The sequence below is a fragment of the Pseudobacter ginsenosidimutans genome (assembly GCF_007970185.1).
GTDB lineage: Bacteria > Bacteroidota > Bacteroidia > Chitinophagales > Chitinophagaceae > Pseudobacter > Pseudobacter ginsenosidimutans.
Genome location: NZ_CP042431.1, coordinates 4,421,236 through 4,436,835 on the forward strand (window position 1 = coordinate 4,421,236; position 15,600 = coordinate 4,436,835).

The 15,600-nt window shown below is 45.4% G+C and carries 12 protein-coding genes; 8 read left to right on the forward strand and 4 right to left on the reverse strand.

Translation table 11 applies throughout. The features are described from left to right. Nucleotides 1–14 precede the first annotated feature (14 nt). A complete protein-coding gene (locus tag FSB84_RS31115) occupies nt 15–941 on the reverse strand; it encodes a carboxypeptidase-like regulatory domain-containing protein (protein ID WP_225979808.1) in 927 nt (308 codons plus the stop codon). A gap of 238 nt (nt 942–1,179) precedes the next feature. Here FSB84_RS31115 and FSB84_RS17510 point away from each other — a divergent pair, with 238 nt between their 5' ends. The 5 genes from FSB84_RS17510 to FSB84_RS17530 all read left to right on the forward strand — a co-directional run bounded on the left by FSB84_RS17510 (nt 1,180) and on the right by FSB84_RS17530 (nt 9,510). Then, entirely contained in the window at nt 1,180–1,782 is a 603-nt protein-coding gene (locus FSB84_RS17510; protein WP_130539217.1) for an RNA polymerase sigma factor, read from the forward strand. Nucleotides 1,783–1,800: 18 nt separating this feature from the next. Next, a complete protein-coding gene (locus tag FSB84_RS17515; RefSeq protein WP_130539218.1) occupies nt 1,801–2,964 on the forward strand; it encodes a FecR domain-containing protein in 1,164 nt (387 codons plus the stop codon). Between the two features lie 122 nt (nt 2,965–3,086). Next, entirely contained in the window at nt 3,087–6,611 is a 3,525-nt protein-coding gene (locus FSB84_RS17520; protein ID WP_158643981.1) for a SusC/RagA family TonB-linked outer membrane protein, read from the forward strand. A 16-nt stretch (nt 6,612–6,627) separates the two neighbouring features. Further along, nucleotides 6,628–8,007 carry a RagB/SusD family nutrient uptake outer membrane protein gene (locus FSB84_RS17525; RefSeq protein ID WP_130539220.1) on the forward strand — a complete coding sequence of 460 codons (1,380 nt, stop codon included), beginning with the start codon at nt 6,628–6,630 and terminating at the stop codon, nt 8,005–8,007. 6 nt (nt 8,008–8,013) lie between these two features. Then, complete coding sequence (locus FSB84_RS17530; RefSeq protein WP_130539221.1) at nt 8,014–9,510, forward strand: TlpA family protein disulfide reductase; 1,497 nt, start codon at nt 8,014–8,016, stop codon at nt 9,508–9,510. A gap of 67 nt (nt 9,511–9,577) precedes the next feature. Here the strand turns inward: FSB84_RS17530 and FSB84_RS17535 are convergent, their stop codons facing one another. Beyond that, complete coding sequence (locus FSB84_RS17535) at nt 9,578–10,414, reverse strand: baeRF3 domain-containing protein (RefSeq protein ID WP_130539222.1); 837 nt, start codon at nt 10,412–10,414, stop codon at nt 9,578–9,580. A gap of 81 nt (nt 10,415–10,495) precedes the next feature. Between FSB84_RS17535 and FSB84_RS17540 the strand changes: the two genes are divergently transcribed. Both FSB84_RS17540 and FSB84_RS17545 read left to right on the forward strand, forming a co-directional pair. Next, complete coding sequence (locus tag FSB84_RS17540; RefSeq protein WP_130539223.1) at nt 10,496–11,518, forward strand: LacI family DNA-binding transcriptional regulator; 1,023 nt, start codon at nt 10,496–10,498, stop codon at nt 11,516–11,518. A gap of 6 nt (nt 11,519–11,524) precedes the next feature. Further along, entirely contained in the window at nt 11,525–12,589 is a 1,065-nt protein-coding gene (locus tag FSB84_RS17545; RefSeq protein WP_130539224.1) for an aldose epimerase family protein, read from the forward strand. 46 nt (nt 12,590–12,635) lie between these two features. On the opposite strand, the gene FSB84_RS17550 is transcribed toward FSB84_RS17545, so the two are convergent. Further along, nucleotides 12,636–13,538 carry a LysR family transcriptional regulator gene (locus tag FSB84_RS17550; protein WP_130539225.1) on the reverse strand — a complete coding sequence of 301 codons (903 nt, stop codon included), beginning with the start codon at nt 13,536–13,538 and terminating at the stop codon, nt 12,636–12,638. Nucleotides 13,539–13,606: 68 nt separating this feature from the next. Between FSB84_RS17550 and FSB84_RS17555 the strand changes: the two genes are divergently transcribed. Then, nucleotides 13,607–14,512 (forward strand): DUF1338 domain-containing protein, encoded by a 906-nt coding sequence (locus tag FSB84_RS17555; RefSeq protein WP_130539226.1) that lies wholly within the window; start codon nt 13,607–13,609, stop codon nt 14,510–14,512. Nucleotides 14,513–14,668: 156 nt separating this feature from the next. On the opposite strand, the gene FSB84_RS17560 is transcribed toward FSB84_RS17555, so the two are convergent. After that, on the reverse strand, nt 14,669–15,520 hold the full coding sequence (locus FSB84_RS17560) for an MBL fold metallo-hydrolase (RefSeq protein ID WP_130539227.1): 852 nt from the start codon (nt 15,518–15,520) through the stop codon (nt 14,669–14,671). Nucleotides 15,521–15,600: the final 80 nt, after the last annotated feature.

A 15,600-nucleotide genomic window follows, 5' to 3' on the forward strand; every position in this document is an offset into this window, starting at 1 on the left:
GAGAAAGGATGGATTTACATAATAACGGGTTGAGTGTACATCATCGCGGAAGCTGTTAGCTTTTCATAAGTGGTATTGATACGGTAAGCTACTGATTTGCTGAGCGGGCCAAATACATCTATGGAGGGTTTGTACAGATCATAGGAGCCGGTGCGCATGCTTACCTCGCCGCCGAAATTGAATTTCGGTTTCTTGGTGACCATGTTAAGGATACCGCCGGGGGCAACATTTCCATAGAGGATGGCGGCTGATCCTTTCAGTATTTCCACTCTGTCCAGACCGCTGATCTCGGGCATTGTACCGGTGTTCAGCCGGGCTCCGTTCTTGAACATATTATTCGCCCCAAAGCTGTATCCTCTTCCATAAAAGGTTTCCTGGGTACTGCCACGGGCAGTGCCGAGATAAATACCATTCACATTCTTGATCACATCGCTGAGGCGCATTGCCTGCTGCTCTTTCAGTGTTTGCTGACCGATCACCGTGATGGCCTGCGGCAGGTCGAGGGGAGCAATGGGCAGTTTACCAATGGTAACGGGCCGGCCATTCAGGTTCCTGCGTCCTTCCACGATAACACTTTCCAGTTGTTTCGCGTTTTCTTTCAGGTGGATATGAAGGGCAAGGGTTTCTTTCTCCTGTACTGTGATGTTCTTCTCGAGCGTTTCGAGTCCAGCAAGTGAGATCTCAAGTATATAAGTTCCGGAGTTTATGCGGGTGAACTGGAAATTGCCGTCTTCATCTGTCACGGTGAATTTGCTGGTGCCTTTCAGTACTACGCTCACATATGCGGCAGGGCTTCCGTCTGCAGTTCTGATCGTTCCTTTTACAATGGCATTACCATCTTCTGTAACAGGGGTTGCCGTTTGAACGGCAGCCAGTTGTCGTGCAGTCAGTGATGTGCTGCCTGCAGTGAGCAATACAAGCGCAACCAATATCTTTTTCATGCTGGTTATTTGCGCGCAAAATTGGTGCAGAACGGAATGGAAACCGGCCCTGAAAAGGAAATCCGGTTTACCATTTCCGGAAAAAGTATAAAAAAGACGAATATGTATCCGGGCCGCAAAGTGCGGATATTATAGAACCATCATTTCTTCCTTCCCGATATCCCCGTTCCTGAAAAGAAGTCAAGTATCCTTAAATTTGTAGCTTTTTTGAGTTACAGGGTTCCAGCAGCAATCAAATTTGGAAAATAATACTTCATATAATGATCAGGATCTGATTCGATTCTTTCGTGAAGAGGATGAACAGGCGATCCGGCAGGTTTACATGACACATTATAAACCTCTTGTTTTTTTCTGTAATGAGATCGTAAAAGACAAATTACAGGCAGAGGATATTACGCAGGAGGTTTTTGTGAAAGTTTGGAAAAACCGACAGAAATTCCAATCCATTGCTGAATTGAGAGCTTATTTGTATGTGTCGGCAAAAAACGCTGCACTCAATATACTTGACCATATTGAAGTCAGGGACAAATACAAGAAAGAAATGGCAAGGCTGGAGAACGATGAGCCGGCCTATATTGAAAGCAGGATGCTTTTTTCTGAACTGATGGTGTCAGTTTATGAAGAGATCGGCAAATTGCCACCTATGTATGCCGAAGTGCTGAAATTACTTTACCTCGAAGAAGTTCCGCCTGCTCAGGTGGCATCTCAGTTACAGCTTACTCCTGAAAATCTGCGTATACGGAAGTTCAGGGCGATTGGTATGCTTAAGTCCGCATTAATTAAAAAAGGATTTTCAACCACTACTCTGATTTTCTACTATTTTCTTGTAACGAAAGGATAGTTCACCTGTTCTATTGATGTGAACAATTCCATTTTCAGCTCAACAGATGCCCGGACCTTCACCATCCTGAAAAAGATCGTGAATGGAGAAATATTGTTGCCGGAAGAGCAGGCATATCTTAATGAATGGCAGCAATCGTCCCCGGAAAGGGAATTGCTGATCAATGAACTGGGGGATACGGACCATATTATCTCAGCGCTCTCCCAATTACATGAATTCGGTGAAAATGCAGAAGGCAGGTATGATCAATTTTTAAGTGAGATCAAACCTGCGATACCTGTACGCCGTGTCCATTTTCTGCAGGCAGCCTGGATTCGCTGGGCGGCTGTTCTTTTGATCAGTTTCGGAGCGGCCACTTATATCTATTTTAATACCTCCGGGTATAAAAAATCGGAACTGGCATCCGGGCAGTCATCTCCTGTTTTTGAAGATGAATTTCCGGGAGCAGACAGAGCTATCCTTACATTGTCCGATGGGCGGAAAGTAAATTTGGATTCCAGTACAGGAAATACAATTGCTGAAGGAGAATTGTCTATTGGCCACAACAATGGAGAACTGGAATATGCCGCTTCAGAGAAGATGGTGTTCAATACAGTAACAACTCCCAAAGGAGGACAGTATAAATTGAGCCTGGCAGATGGTACAAAAGTATGGTTGAATGCTGCCAGCTCCATAACATTTCCCACTTCATTCAATACTTCCAGCCGCCAGATAGAATTGTCTGGAGAGGCCTATCTGGAAATAGCAAAAGATAAAGCAAAACCTTTCATCATCAGATCAGGAAATAATCAGGTGGAAGTTCTTGGCACCAGTCTTAACATAAATAATTACAAAGATGAACCTGCTTTTAAGACAACATTAATTGAAGGGGCAATCAAAGTAAATAATGTGATCATAAAACCTGGTGAGGCTTTTGAGAACGGAAGAACAGTAAAGGCTGATATAGCAAAGGATATTGCGTGGAAGAATGGGTTCTTCAATTTTGATAATACCAGTCTTGCAGGGATGTTAAGGCAATTATCCCGCTGGTATGATATTGAAATTGTTTATGAAGGAAAAATTCCTGATTTGACATTGGAAGGGCGTGTTCCAAGGGATCTTAAGCTCTCTGAAGTGTTACTGTTATTAAATAATCTTGAAGTGAAATATGAAAAGAAAGGAAAGATCTTGTTTATAAAATAAGGCAATCAAAAAAAAGAAACCGGGCCCAGATTGGACTCCTGACCCGGCGTAAGTTTTCTGTCACTGATTAAGTAACCTAAAACCAAGGTAAAGGTATGTTTTTAACCCAACTACTGCGCATTATGCGAATGACTGCTATTCTTTTATTGGCTGTGGGATTGCATGTGTCCGGAAAGACTGTTTCACAAACCATTACATTTTCAGGAAAGGACGCTACACTACGCGAAGTGTTTACCGCTGTTAGAAGCCAGACAAGCTTCGGAATTATTTACAATAAGTCCTGGCTTGGTAACACCCGGTCATTGACAATTAACGCTGTAAATATGCCGCTCAGGCAATTTCTCGAAGAGGTTTTTGCAACGCAACCTCTTGAATTCTCTATCATAGGTAAAATGGTGATTGTTAAAAAAAAGCCACCCAAAACAGATTCCATAATCCATCAGTTATTTTCTCATCCTCCTGTTAACATTCGTGGCCGCATAACAAATGAAAAAGGAGAACCTGTAATGGCGAGCGTACAGGTAAAGGGTTCGAATAAAGGGACAACCACAGATAGTAACGGTGAATTCGAATTATCTGATGTGGACGATCAGGCAACTCTGATCATTACGGGCGTCAGTATTGAATCGTTTGAAACAAAGGTGTATGGTAAATCAGAACTGAATTTAGTAGGTAAAACAAAAATTACTGAATCGGAAACAGTTACTGTAGTAAGCACCGGTTACCAAAAGATCCCCATTGAACGTGCAACTGGCTCTTTTGCGCAAGTGAACAACGAATTGTTGAACAGAAGTGTCAGCACCAATATCCTCGGCCGTCTCAAAGGAGTTGCCAACGGCGTGTTCTTCCCCAACTCAGGTTTGCCCTTTACCCAGCATCAGGCGGCGATGGCCAGCACTAATCCGCTGAATAGAAATCTTGGTATACGCGTACGTGGAGAGAGCTCCATGGCAGAAAACCTTCAGCTGAGCAAGGACCCGCTCATTGTGCTGGACAATTTCCCTTACGAAGGCGATTTGGGTAATATAAATCCTAATAACATCGAGAGTATTACTATCCTCAAAGATGCATCTGCCAGTGCTATCTGGGGCGCGAGAGCGGGGAATGGAGTGATTGTAATTACCTCCAAAAAAGGTGCGCTGGACCAGCCCATGAAAGTAAGTGCTACAGCTAATCTTACACTTGGTAACAGGCCTGATCTTTCGTATAACAGAAGCTTTCTGCCAGCCAGCAGTTTTATAGAGGCGGAAGAATATTTATTTAGCAAAGGGTACTATGATGCCAGCCTGAATAATTCGTTTTCCTGGCCGGCTATTACCCCATCGGTTGAGATCATGGCTTTGAGGAGATCGGGAGCTATTACTGAAGAGGATGCGGCTGCACAATTGAATGCTTTAAAACAGCAGGATAATCGGGATGACTTTAAACAGTACCTCTACAGGCGATCGGTTGCTCAGCAGTATAGCGTGGAAATGAGGGGTGGCAGCCGCAATCTGGCTTATGCTTTTTCAGGTGGATTTGATAAGAATACTTCAAACTTACAGGGCCTGGGACTAAACAGGCTTGCATTGACCTCATTCATGAGTTATGTGCCGGTGAAAGGACTGGAGTTCAATGTGGGCATGAATTATGGCGTCAACCGTACTGAAAATAACAATATCCCCGATATCAGCTATGTCTCCACCTATCCTTACGCGAGACTGGTGAACGATCAGGGGAAACCAGTTCCGGTAGTAAAGGATTATCGTACACAATTTGTGGAAAATGCGGCTGCCCTTGGATTCCTGAACTGGCAATACGTTCCTTTGGATGAACTGAATTTTATGGACCGTTACAGCAGGAATGAAAATATTCTGTTGAAGGCCGGTATAAAATATTCTTTCACTTCTTTCCTTAGCGCCGATATCCAATTCCAAAGCGAACAACAGAAGATCAACAATAACAATTACCGTAGCCAGGAATCATATGAAGCCAGGAACCTGGTGAACCGTTTTGCTATCCGGAATGCAACAACCGGCACATTTACCTACCAGGTGCCCAGAGGTGGTTTGCTAGATCTGTCGCAGGCCGACTGGAGCGCCAATAACCTGCGGGCTCAATTGAATTTCGACCGGAAATTTCACAAAGACCATGCGGTAACTGCCATTGCCGGTATTGAACTGCGTGAGTTGAAAACATCCGGCCACAATGTAAAATTGTATGGGTATGATGAAGAGCGGGGCACTTCCGCTACCAATATAAATTACTCCATGAGTTTGCCTGTAAATCCTTCGGGAGCTGCATATATAGAGGCTCCGGAAGCTAATATATATGGTATGCTTAATCGTTTTATTTCATTTTATGGTAATGCAGCATGGTCTTACAAAAGCCGGTATGTGCTTACTTTAAGCGGAAGGCGTGATGGCTCTAATATATTCGGTGCGGCCACCAATAATAAATTCTCTCCGCTATGGTCAGCCGGCATGAGCTGGGAATTAAGCCGTGAACCATTTTACCAATCCCCGTTGCTGCCTTACCTGCGTCTTCGGACCAGTTATGGATATAGCGGCAATGTTTATCAAAGGGCCGCATATACCACCGGTACTTTTCTGGTCAGCCCGCTTACCGGAGCTACTTCGATCTTCGATCTTACGGCCCCAAACCCTCAGCTCACCTGGGAAAAGATCCGCACCTTCAATATGGGGATGGACTTTTCATTCAAAGGCGACCATTTTGGTGGTTCTATCGAATGGTTCAGAAAAGATGGACTTGATCTCATCCAGGCTCAACCGATTGCTCCTACCATAGGGTTCAGGGAATTCTTTGGGAACTCGGCCAGTACGAGGACCTATGGAATCGATATTCAATTAAAGGGGAAGATACATCTCGGAGCATTAACCTGGCAGCCAACACTCATTGTAAATACCATCAGGGATAAGGTTGTTGAATATGATCGTACCAAATTGAACATCCAGGGCACTTCTCCTGCTGCTATCGGAATTCCCGGAAAGCCGTTATATAGCATCTTCAGTTACCAATGGGCAGGATTGGACCCGCAAACGGGCGACCCCCAGGGTTATTTGAATGGTAAAGTAAGCAAGGATTATACGGCTATCGCCAATAACAATCACCCCGACAGTCTTGTATTTAACGGCACTTCACGTCCGCAATTGTTCGGCGCTTTTCGAAATGATTTTCACTGGAAAAGTTTTTCGCTTTCATTCAATATCGTATATAAGCTGGGTTATTATTTCAGGGCTTCCACCGGATCACTCAACTATGCAGATATTGTAAGCAGTGGTCCGGGCCGCCACAGCGATTTTGATAAACGCTGGCAACAACCGGGTGATGAGCTGCAAACACAGGTGCCATCACTGGTATATCCTTCAAATGCACAAAGAAATAATTTTTACAGGTACTCGGAAGTGTTGGTGAATAAAGCTGATCACATCCGCCTGGAAGACCTGCGTATCAGTTATACCCTCCCTAACAAAAACCGGAAAAGAAAACTGTTTGAGAGTGCGCAGCTTTATTTATACGGAAGCAATTTAGGTATTATCTGGCGGGCGAATAAACTCGGTGTGGATCCTGATATTACTGAAACCCTGGGCTCATCGATATTGCCAGCACCATTTACCCTGAGCGCGGGCTTCCGGGTTAGTTTGTAAATCTAAAATAATTCAAATGATAAGGTTATTATTAGTTGGAATGATAGTATTCCCCTGCGGGTGTAAAAAGATTGATAACTGGCTGGATGAAAAAAATAATAAATCGAATGTGATGCCAGCCACAGTTTCAGATTACCAGGCTATTCTGGATAATACCACTTCCCTCAATTCGAACTATCCGGTATTTGGCCAGGTTGCTTCCGATAATTTTTATACACCTGATCAAAATATCGGTTCTCTTAATCAGGATGAACGCAATTTGTATCTTTTCTCGCTCACTGCCTACCAGAGTGGTACACATGGCGCTTTTTCAAGCTCATATATCAAAATAGCTGCAGTAAATGTGGTCCTGGAAGGGCTGGCCAAAGGTGCGTTCCCGGCAACTTCAGATGTGAATAACATGAAAGGTCAGGCGCTTTTTCACCGCAGCTTCATGTTTTTTCTCCTGTCGCAATTGTATTGCAGAGCTTATGTTTCAACTACGGCAAAGGAAGATCCCGGCATTCAGCTCCGGCTTCTTTCTGATCCCAACATTGTTACCATGCGATCAACAGTACAGGAAACTTATGATCAGGTGATAAAGGACCTGAAGACGGCTGCTGAATTAATGCCCGCCACGCAGCTGTATTGCACCAGGCCCTCGCGTGTAGCTGCCAATGCACTGCTGGCAAAAGTTTATTTGCATGTGCAGGACTACGATAGTGCTGCTTTGTATGCCAGCCGCGCATTGCAGGAAAATGACAGTCTCCTCGATTACAACAGTACGCTGGTACAGCCTGGAAGTAGTTATCGTTTTCCTGCCTATTCAAATATCGGTTACAATCCCGAGGTGATCTTTTATGCCGCCGGCCAAACGTATAATTCCATCTGGCCCGCATTCAATGTCTCGTATGTTGATAGCCTCTTATACAGGTCATATGATGAGTCTGATCTTCGCAAAAAGTTACTATACATAGAAGACAACGAGGGAAGGGCACGCTTTACCGGCGCCTATACAGGAACTTATACTCAGTTTGCAGGAATTGCCACCAATGAAGTGTATCTGATAAGCGCGGAATGCAAAGCAAGGAGGGGAGATGTAACAGGCGCTCTTGATGATCTGAATACATTACTTGTAAAAAGATGGGATAAGTCGGCAGTTTTTACACCGCTCACTGCCGGTACTGAAGATGAAGCATTGAAATTGGTATTGCAGGAGCGCAGAAAAGAACTGCCTTTTACGGGACAGTTGAGATGGGAAGATCTGCGTCGCTTAAATAAAGATCCGCGCTTTATGACTACTGTTACGCGTATCTATAATGGCAATACATATACACTGCCACCCAATGATAAACGGTATGTATTACGTATTCCTGAACTTGAAATCAATATTAATGGAATTCCTCAAAATGACTGATCGATCATGAAGAAATATATCCTTGTTTTATTTTTTGCATTGCCATTAAGCTGTGCAGTTATTGCACAGCAGCATTTTCAGGTTAGTGTAGCATTCAATGAGAAATTGGGTATTGACTCCTTATACCTGTTTAGTTCTGATACTTATTACGGAGCCCCTGTTATGCATGTGGCCGGCAGGAGTGAAGACAGTGTTTTCCATTTTTCCATACCTTCCAATGCGCCGCGTGGTAAATTTTATATTTCGCAAAGAACACCACCAGAACATAGATTGTTTGGAACTGTATATACATATTTGTCGTTCATTCCTGAATATCCTTTTGAGATTGGTGATGCCATGAAAATGGTAGTTACGCGGAAGCATCCGGAAATGCAAATAACCGAATCCTTCTCTTTTGATTATGATCTTCATATCAGCGGCAATGGCGCTGAAAAAAGCATTGCCTGGCAAGCAATAGCTGCTGCTTTCCTGAAACCGACCCCTGGCATCCTGTTTATCGACAGCGCCGGATATTTTATCAATCCCTTTCAGGAGAAATTAAAGGGTGCTTTAGTTACACTTGAAGAACAGCGTGCTGTTTTGCCGGCCTATTACTATGAGTTATTTAAAGCGCAGATCATTTGCAAGCTGTTGCCCGGCGCTTTCTTCTACCGGATTCAGAATTTTTGGAATAGCGAAGTAAAAAAGCTGAATGATGGGGCGCGTGGCAGGTTCATTCAATCTTATTTATCCTATATGGATTCATTGCATGGCAGGCTTGGCCCTGTTCCTGATACCATAGCCGCTTCGCTGGACAGCTATGTTCAGTTTTTGTACAAAGAGGCCAGGTTTAAAACTTTCCTGCAATCAGGCGAAGAAGATATGGAAGGAGTAATTCAATGGATCGTTGATAATTACCACGGAGATCTGAAAGAGAAGCTGCTGATCATGGCATTGCGCCTCGATTCATCTTTAGGAGATTTTTCAAGATTTGAAGCGGAGTTAAATAATATTTCCGGTGAAGAGAACAAAGTTGAATTGAACAGGCTGTATGCAAAGTTGGAAGGTCGCCCGGCATATAATTTTCAATTGACAGATACCAGCGGTAAGCTGGTGCAATTAGGAGATCTGAAAGGGAAAGTGGTATTCATTGATTTTTGGTTCACTGGTTGTGGCGCTTGCGCAGGCGTTTATGAAAAGGTGCTCAAAGAAGCGGAAGCTGAATTGGGGAATGAGCAGGATATTGTATTTGTGAGCGTATGCGTTGACAGGGCCCGTGCAAGCTGGATGAAAAGTGTGTATAAAGATGAATACACATCTCCGCATGTTATAAACCTTTACACGAATGGTGAAGGAACTCAAAACAACTTAATCAGGTATTATGGTATCCAGGCTTTCCCCCAATTCCTGATCATTGACAGGGAAGGGAAGGTGTTCCGGTTTTTGAGGGATTTTACCGCGAAAGAACTTACCAATGCGGCTTCCCTGGTGCGGGTATTGAAGAACCTGGCAGCGATTAAATGACCGGAATCAATCGCCCTGCAATTCAAAGGCAGGGCGATTGTAATTGGCGCAATGAATATTTTCCGTTTTAGTACCTCACCTTCAATGCAATCGGTCCCAACTGCCCCAACTCAGCCTGACTGGTAAAATACACTCTTCCATTTTTCGAGATCACTTCCCAGACGATATCATTCACGATATCATCGGTTACTCCCGGCGTTCTTGCATCACCGGCGGCGCGCCAGATCTCCTGCAGATCGGTTACTACTTTGCCTGCATTCACGGCCTGCATCATTTCATCGATGGCGGCTGCGCGTTTGCTGTACTGGTTCTGTTTCACCAGCTCCCAGGCTTCAGCTGCGAGTTGCTGGAGCTGATCTTGGTGATGATTGGTAGAGAAATGACCGGTGTAGATAGATGGTTTATCCGCCACCTGTTTCAGCAGGTCGAAATTTTCGCGGGTGGTGGCTACTATCACAGGCAGATTTGTCCCGGCGCAAACTTTGTTCACTGCCTTATCGATGATATTGAAATATTCACGGATATAGGTGTCGATCTGTTGTGGATCGCTGCCTTTGAGCCGGTCCGTGCTGTAATAAGGATTGGCGGGGAAGGGGAAGCCATGCTCTTTCACTTCATGTTCAAACCTGTGGTTCAGTGCTTCGTAGCGGTGTGCGCGGGCCTGTTCCAGGTAGAGGATCAGGTAATCGGCGGAGCGATTGAATGCCTTGATGATATCGCGCAGCACAAACTTATCGTCGATGTCTGCACGATTTTCCGTGGGTGGCCAGATGGTACGGATGTAGGTGTTTACATTTTTCGATGCGAAATGTACAGTCCGTCTGAGTTGTAGGCGTGATCGATCTTTTTTTCCATTTGTTGCAGGCCGTTCAGCGCTTTCAACGGAGGCAGTCGGATTTGCCAAGGAATAAACCTGGTTGTCAATTGCAGATTCCGGCTTGCAAAAATTCAAATAAACCCTATTTTTGTGCAAACGTTTGCATACTTGTCACACAAAGTAACCATAGCTGATATTGCCCGGAAACTATCCATAGCGCCGGCCACCGTGAGTCGCGCATTGAACGGACATCCAGCCATCAGTGAGAAAACGCGGAAGCTGGTGGAGAAAACAGCCCGCAAGCTCCAGTACAAGCGGAACAATATCGCGTCTTCTCTCCGCTCCGGAAAGAGCAACCTCATTGGTGTGATCATTCCCAGTGCAGAGATCAATTTCTTCGGTTCGGTTGTGCATGGCATTGAGAAACTGGCGAATGAGAAAGGTTACAATGTACTCATCTACCAGAGCAACGAATCAAATGAGCAGGAGAGAAAAGGTCTGGAAACATTTCTGCATGCACGTGTAGACGGTATCCTGGTTTCCATTGCAAAGGATACCACAGAATATGATCATTTCCTGGATATCCGGGAACAGGGCATTCCCATCGTGTTCTTCGACCGGGCCAAAGAGGAGCTGGACATTCCCGCTGTGGTGGTGGACGATTTCAAGGGTGGTTATGCTGCCACAGAAGAGCTGTTGAAACAGGGTTACAAAAGGATTGCACATATTTCCGGTCCTGCGCATATGGATGTATTCAAAAAAAGGCTGCAGGGTTACCAGGCTGCATTGAAGGCACACAAAATACACTTCGACCTCCAACTGGTGGTGGAAGGATATGTGAGCATCGGATCTGGCCAGCAGGCAACGGAGCAGCTTATGCGCTTACCGGAACCACCGGATGCCATTTTTGCCGTGGAAGATTTTACCGCCCTCGGCGTTCTCAAACAACTGAAGGCGATGGGAAAAAAAGTGCCGCAGGATATAGGCGTAGTGGGCTTTGCGAATGAAATGTTCGGAGAGCATATCACTCCCTCACTCACCACTTTCGATCAGCAGACCGTGACGATGGGCAAAGAAGCAACAGACCTGCTGCTGCAGCTGCTTGACAGCAGCTCCAAAACAATTGCTCAGCAAAAGATCATGTTAGAACCCATTCCCGTGATCCGGGAATCCAGTCAGCGAAAAAAGTAAAGCCATATGAAATTAATTCTCACATTAATTGCGCTCAGTATGATGATCAGTTGTTCACAGCAACCAGCCGTAAAGAAAACCATCACGCTCAGGAACAAAAACCAGTTTGAAGCAGTATTCATTCCGGAAGGAGCGAGACTGATCAGTTTTACGATGCCCGACAAAGATGGAAAACCCACGGGCATCGTGATTGGATTCGACAGCGCTGCACAATATGCAGCCAGTACAGAACCTTATTTCGGCGCTACCATCGGCCGTTACGGCAACCGCATCAAAGGCGGCCGTTTTGCCATAAATGGACAAGACTATCAAATCACCATCAACAATGGCCCCAATGCACTGCATGGTGGTAAGAATGGTTTTCAAAGCAAACTCTGGAAAGCAGAACAACCGGATGAACATACCGTAGTGTTCACTTACGTTTCCCCTGATGGCGACGAAGGATTTCCCGGAAACCTGAACACTAAAGTAACCTACACTCTCACGGATAAGAACGAGCTGAAAATGGAATATGAGGCCACTACGGATAAAGCCACTGTTGTGAACCTCACCAACCATGCATTCTGGAACCTGAACGGCGAAGGAAGTGGCACCATCGATAGTCATCTGGTGCAGATCCACGCAGATGCCTATACGCCGGTTGACAGTACGTTGATCCCGCTTGGCAAGTCCGAGCCGGTAGCAGGAACGCCATTCGATTTCAATAAACCCACCACCATCGGGCAACGCATCAATGAGCCGCATGTGCAATTACTGATCGGAAAGGGATATGATCACAACTATGTATTGAACGGAACAGGTATGCGCGAAGTGGCCAATGCTCTGGGAGATAAAACCGGTATTTATATGCAGGTGTTCACAGAAGAGCCGGGACTTCAATTCTACTCCGGTAATTTCATGCAATCGAAAAATCAGCTGAGAAGCGGGCCTGATCAGTTCCGTACTGCTTTCTGTTTTGAAACGCAGCATTTCCCTGATTCACCTAATCAGCCAGGGTTTCCAAGCACGCTGCTGGTGCCGGGCAAAACTTATCACACAACAAGTATCTATACCTTCTCGGTAAAAAAATAATGGATCAGGTCTGATGATCCGGGCTGGCTTCCTGCTGGGGCCAGCCCTATTTTTTTCTTTCCTCCATCAACTGCAGCAGGAATTTCAGTGCAGGATTACTGTTTTCTTTTTTCCATACTGCATACAATTCTGTTTGCTGAGGGATATTCTTCAGTTCGATGAAACGCACGCCAGGTACATTTCCGCTGGCCAGTGAAGTTGGAAGAATGGACAGGCCCATTTCATTTTCCACCAGTTTGAAAATAGCAGGTGCATGAATCGCTTTGTGAGAGATCTTCGGAACGAACCCGTAATCGGCGCACAGGTGCAGGATCTGTTGATAATACAGCTGGCTCTGATCATTGGGGAAGAGGATAAAACTTTCATCTTTCAATTGCCCGATATTCCGGAACCTGCGGGCAGTCATGGCATGATTTGCGGGAAGCACCAGCGAAAAAGTTTCGCGCAGCACACTCCTGATCATCATGTTCTCCGTTACCTGGTTGGAACGCATGAAACCCATATCGATCTCATCCTGTTGCAGGGCCGCGAGCTGTTCTTTATTAGTAAGTTCTTCCAGCTGGAATTTAATTCCCGGGCATTCCCTGTTGAACCGCTTCAGCAATCCGGGTAAAATGGATTGCACGGCAGACGCCACAAAGCCGATCCCGATCTGTCCGCTGCTTCCTTTCTTCAACAGTTCCAGGTTATTGACGGTACTGTTCAGTTTGTTGAACAACTGTGTTACTTCAGTATACAGGAGGCTGCCGGCATCGGTGAGACTTACTTTTTTATTGGTGCGCTCAAAGAGTTCTGTTTTGAGGATGTCTTCCAGCTGACTGATCTGCTGGCTCAGGGCGGAAGGGGAGATGAAAAGCTTTTCCGCCGCCTTCCGGAAATGCAGTTCCTCCGCCAATACCTTGAAATAAGAGAGATGACGGAATTCTATCTGGTTAATGATACTTAACATTCGTTTACCAATATGAATTATTACTAACTATAAAAGTAACGAAATTTGTATCCTGAAATACCTTTTATATGAACTTCAATGCACAAACCCCTTTGGACCGCTTCATGAGCATCTTGTTTGAGCGGTACATGAACAATGTTCCTGATGTGAAGAAGATCACGGAGGCATTGATCGCTAAGGGTATCATTGCTTCTCAGGATGAGATCGTGAATGATCACATCGCTTTCAGGACACTGGGCGTTCCCCATCTGGGCATGGCTTCGCTTGAAAAGATCTTTCTGGCCAACGGATATAAAAAGATGGATCCTTATTTCTTCAAAGAGAAGAAACTGGATGCTTACTGGTATGCTCCTCCCACACCTGCTTATCCCCGCATTTTCGTGAGCGAGCTGCGCGTACAGGATTTGTCTTCCGAAGCGCAGGCCATCATTCATAAATATACAGATGGCATCAGTGCCGATCCGGTGGATGGTCTCGATCTTCAGGATGGTGAAGCAGTTGGTGAATTCCTTCACAAGCCACTCTGGAATACGCCCACCAAAGCGGAGTACAGCAGGCTGCTGCAGGAAAGCGAATATGCCGCCTGGGTGATCTACAACAGGTATTATCTCAACCATTACACCATCAGCGTTCACGCGTTGCAGTCGCCTTACAATAAACTGGAGCAGTTCAATCAGCTTTTGGAATCCATCGGTGTTAAATTGAATACTTCCGGCGGCGTGATCAAGACCAGTGCAGACGGTTTGCTTTTGCAGAGCAGCACGGTAGCGCCGGTGAATGAAGTTGAATTTGCTGATGGAGAAACAATGGCGATCGCTGGCAGTTATGTGGAGTTTGCAGAGCGCAGGGTATTGCCGCAGTTTGCGCACCTGGATGCCGGTGATGTGGCAAGGGAACACCGTCGTGACGGATTTGAAGCGAACAATGCGGATAAGATTTTCGAGAGCACTTATACAGAGCAGATCAACAGGTAATTTTTTTGTTGCAGTTTCGATATAGTTTTACAGAAAGTAGGGCTGGCCGGATATGGCTGGCCCATTTTTTTGGGTGCTGTAGAAAATTTTAGCGTGTGCCCTGTCCCTTGCCTCCCGGCGAGCGACTGGGCACACTCAAAGTAAATATTGCAGAAATTAAAACAAGGTCAACTGGCTATTGTTTTTTGCTTGCTTCTTCGCATTCCATTTCACCTGCACCATTTCATTACCTGCCACTTCCTTCCCATCCACAAAAAACAATTCCGATTCTTCATACCTGCTCGCCACCACAATCTTTGTTCCGTCCGCATGCGCGCTGAACAATTCATGCACCAGCTCCGGCTTGTTATTGTTCTTTGAAAGATGCGATAGTATCAGGTGGCTCAGTTGCTTGCTCCTGTAATTTCTGAACAATTCCAGCGCTGCTGCATTGCTGAGGTGACCATGATCGCTGCTGATTCGCCTTTTGAGATGCCAGGGATAATCGCTGTTTGCCAGCATATCATCGCAATAGTTGCTTTCCAGGAAAACGGCATGGCATTGCGTAAAACAATTCACCACTTCTTTACAGGCATGCCCGATATCCGTGATGATACCGATGTTCACCTGTCCATCGCTCACCATAAAACTATGCGGATCGGATGCATCGTGATATTTTTTGAATGCTGTCACCTGTAAATTCCCGATGCTGATGGTGGCGCCTGCGGCAAAGGTATGCAACAGTGAGGGGAGCACGCTGATGCGGCTGGCCCGCATGGTAGCATCGGTAATATAAACAGGTAAGGAATGTTTTTTCGACAATACAGAAATACCTGTAATATGGTCCGAGTGTTCGTGGGTAACAAAGATGGCTTTCACCACAGACATCGCCAGTCCTAACCGCTTCATTCTTTTCTCCGTTTCCCTGCAACTGATGCCGGCATCTATCAGCACTGCTTCAGAACTGTTGCCGATATAATAGCAATTGCCATTGCTGCCGGAATTGAGGGATGTAATGTGTAAAGCCATACGCCGGTCAAAATTAAGGCGTTTGTTAATAATATCTTTAATCTTCTTAAACCATCCATGAAAGGTTTCGTAGATCGGGG